1 protein-coding gene is annotated in these 430 nt (G+C 60.0%); it reads left to right on the top strand.

The features are described 5' to 3' along the window. On the top strand, positions 1–430 hold a 430-nt coding region (locus tag BBG47_RS28470), incomplete at both ends, for a condensation domain-containing protein (protein ID WP_254659963.1).

The following is a 430-nucleotide window of genomic DNA, read 5'->3' on the forward strand; positions in this document are numbered from 1 at the left end:
GCCTGACGATGCAGCGCATCGCTAGGCATCACGACGCGCTGCGGATGATTGTCACGCAGACGGAAGACGGCTACGCTGCTTGGAACCGCAGCGGGGAAGACGGCGAAGGCTACAGTCTGGACGTATTTGACTTTCGTGGCGAAGAGGATTGGAGCAAGCGGGTCGAGACGGAGGCCGGCAAGCTGCAGGCCAGCTTCTCGCTAGCCGCCGGTCCACTCCTGAAACTGGGCTTGTTCCAGTGCCCGGACGGGGATCATTTGCTGATCGCGATTCATCATTGGGTCGTCGACGGAGTCTCCTGGCGCATCCTTTTTGAGGATATCGCGTCAGCTTACGAACAAGCGGCGAAAGGACAGGACATTCGGCTGCCGCTGAAAACGGACTCGTTTCAAACGTGGTCGCGGCAGCTTGGCGCCTATGCGGCAAGTCC

This window comes from Paenibacillus sp. KS1 (assembly GCF_001680695.1).
GTDB lineage: Bacteria > Bacillota > Bacilli > Paenibacillales > Paenibacillaceae > Paenibacillus_B > Paenibacillus_B suaedae.